We start from the raw sequence: 2772 nt of genomic DNA, 5'->3' as shown, positions 1-2772 counted from the left end.
CCGCCCGTGCTGGGCGGGCTGAGCGAGTCGCGCCCGGCGGGCAAGCCGAGCCGGTCGAGCCGGCGGGCCGAGCCGAGCCAAGCCGGGCGGGCAAGCCAAGCCGGGCGGGGCAAGCCAAGCCGGGCGGGCAAGCCGGGTCGGGCGGGCAAGCCGGGTCGGGCGGGCAAGCCGGGTCGACCTGGCCAGACCAAGCACGGCCGGGACAGCCGCCGAGCTGGAACCGCCAGGTCGGTCGGAACGCCGGGACGGGCGGGATGGGCGTTTGGAAACAGACGGACCAGGACGGGCCGAGCTAGGCCGGGCAAGGGCCGGGACGAGCCGAGCCCCGCCCGGATGAGCCGAGCCTCCCGCGGAGCCAGGCCAGCCCTGGCCCCCGGCCCAGCGACGAACGCCAACGCCTCAGCCGGCCGAACTCCCCAAGAATCAGCCGGCGTTGATCCGCTGCCGAAGCGCCACCAACGCCCGGCTGAGCAACCGGGACACATGCATCTGAGAAATCCCGAGCTGCTCAGCAATCTGCGCCTGCGTCAGATTCCCGTAGAACCGCAAAGCGACGATCTTCTGATCCCGGTCGTCCAGCGACGCCAGCGCCGGACCGAGCGCCATCCGCATGTCGACCAGTTCAAGCTCGTGGTCGTATCCGCCGAGGGTGTCGCCGAGCTCCCGGTCCCCCTCGGCGCCGACCGGGGTGGACAGGCTGGTGGCGCTGTAGGCCATGGCGCCCTCCAGGCCTTCCAGCACTGATTCCTCGGTGATGCCGAGGTGGCCGGCGATGTCCGCCACTGTCGGGGAACGGCCCAGCGTGTGGCTCAAGGTGTTGTTCGCCGTGGTGATCGCGGCCCGGAGCTCCTGGAGCCGTCGCGGCACCCGGATGGACCAGGTGCGGTCGCGGAAGTGGCGCTTGATCTCGCCGAGGATGGTCGGGATGGCGAAGCCGGCGAAGTCCACACCCCGGTCCGGGTCGAACCGGTCGATCGCCTTGATCAGACCGATCGTCGCCGTCTGCGTCAGGTCGTCCTGGGGCTCGCCGCGGCCGTAGTAGCGGTGGGCGAGATGGTTGGCCAGCGGCAGCCACGCCTCGATGGCGCGCTCGCGGAGGTGAGCCTTGGCGGGGTCGTCCGCCGGCAGGGCGGCCATCGTCTTCACCAGCTGCACGGCGTCGGGGACAACTTCGTGCCCATCGGGGCCGGCCGGCGCCGCGGACGTGTCGGTCATCGAGGTGGCGACTGTCACGTTCATGGTCGTCCTTCCGGTGCTGCGGACTGACAAGAGATGCGACTGCACGCGGACGCGCCGGCAGCCTCTCTTGGCACCATACTGCCGAACAATCGACGCAGCAACCGACGCAACTTGTAGAGACGGAGGTCTCAGTCGACGCGGTAGGTCAGGTGGGTGGCGTGCGGGGAGACCCGGACGTGGATCTGGCGCAGGGTGCGCGGGCTGACCCCGGCGTCGAACAGCGGCGTGCCCCCGCCGAGCAGCACCGGCGAGAGGTGCAGGCGCAGCTCGTCGACCGCGTCGGCGGCCATTGCGCCCCGGATGACCTGGGCGCCGCCCATGACCACCACGTCGCGTTCCTCGGCCATCGCGCGGGCCGTGCTGATCGCGCTGCGTACGCCGTCCACGACGAAGGTGAAGCGGTCGGCCAGCCGTACCGTTTCGGGTGGTCTGCGGGTCACCACCAGGACCGGCGGCGCCGCGGCCAGGCCCGCGCCGTAGCCGACCTCGTCGTTCCAGCCGTGCGGGCCGTCGACGATGTCGAACAGGTGGCGGCCCATGACCACCGCGCCGGTCGCGTCGGTGGCCGACGCCAGCACCTGGCGGTCCACCGGGTCGGTGCTGAAGGCCCAGGTGTGCAGGCCCTCACCGCCGCTGCCCAGGCCGCTGTCGGGGCCGGGGTCCGGCCCGGTCACGTATCCGTCGAGCGACACCGAGATGTCGGCGACCACCTTGCCCATGTGCACTCCCCGGCTCGTCGTTGCTTCGAGCCGAGCATGCCACCCGGGTCCGACGGATCAGGCCGGCGGAATGAGCCGGGAGCCGGTCCAGGCCAGGCCCATGCCGGCGGCCAGCAGCAGCAGCGCTCCCACGGTGGGCAGCGGGCGCATCGCGTGCGAGCCGGCACCGATCGACACGGCCGCGAGCATCAGCAGTACGCCGTCGGCCGGGTTGACCAGCTTGGAGCGGAAGACCGCCCAGCCCAGCAGCAGCCAGCCGGTGCCGGTCACGGCCGCCGCGACCAGCGAGGCGGTGTGCACCTGGGCGGCGCTGAGGCCGATGCCGTCCGGGCCGGTGCCGGTCGGCAGCGCGGCCAGCGGGAGCAGCATGATGAAGCCGGCCATGGCGATGAGCAGCCCGGCGACGGCCGAGCGGCGGGTGCGGGAGCCGGCCAGCAGCCCGGCGAGGCCGATCATCGCGATGGCGCAGAACCAGCCGGCGGCCAGCTTGAGCAGGAGCGGTCCGGGCGGGGCGGAGATGCCCAGAGTGGACCAGCCGTAGAGGGCCGCGCCGACCGGCAGGGCCCAGAGCGAGACGCGCGCATAACGACGCACCGACCAGATCCAGACGGCTTCGCGCACCGGCAGGTGATGTTCCGCGACGGCGCCCGGCCCTGCGGCGCCGACCCAGGCCGGGGCCACTCGCAGCGGCCGTCCACTGGCAGTCTGGTTCTGACTAATGCTCATGGCTCATGGCTCCGCCTCGTGGTGGGCTCACAGCCGAGCGGCCCGGGGGTACCGGTCGGAATCCTCGGTCAGCATGGCAAAACCCCGC

The 2772-nt window shown here is 72.4% G+C and carries 3 protein-coding genes; all 3 read right to left on the bottom strand.

The genetic code is table 11. The annotated features are described in order from the left end of the window. Nucleotides 1-423 precede the first annotated feature (423 nt). A complete protein-coding gene (locus tag AB0C29_RS42125) occupies nucleotides 424-1137 on the bottom strand; it encodes an RNA polymerase sigma factor SigF (RefSeq protein ID WP_360833054.1) in 714 nt (237 codons plus the stop codon). A gap of 230 nt (nucleotides 1138-1367) precedes the next feature. Continuing rightward, the gene (locus AB0C29_RS42120; RefSeq protein ID WP_360833051.1) at nucleotides 1368-1958 is read right to left on the bottom strand and encodes a dihydrofolate reductase family protein; all 591 of its coding nucleotides are present in this window, start codon (nucleotides 1956-1958) and stop codon (nucleotides 1368-1370) included. Between the two features lie 57 nt (nucleotides 1959-2015). After that, complete coding sequence (locus AB0C29_RS42115) at nucleotides 2016-2684, bottom strand: hypothetical protein (RefSeq protein WP_360833048.1); 669 nt, start codon at nucleotides 2682-2684, stop codon at nucleotides 2016-2018. Nucleotides 2685-2772: the final 88 nt, after the last annotated feature.

Source organism: Actinoplanes sp. NPDC048791 (genome assembly GCF_040650095.1).
Classification (GTDB): domain Bacteria; phylum Actinomycetota; class Actinomycetes; order Mycobacteriales; family Micromonosporaceae; genus Actinoplanes.
The sequence above is the reverse complement of the archived record's forward strand: the minus strand, read 5'-3'. Positions and strand labels throughout refer to the sequence as shown.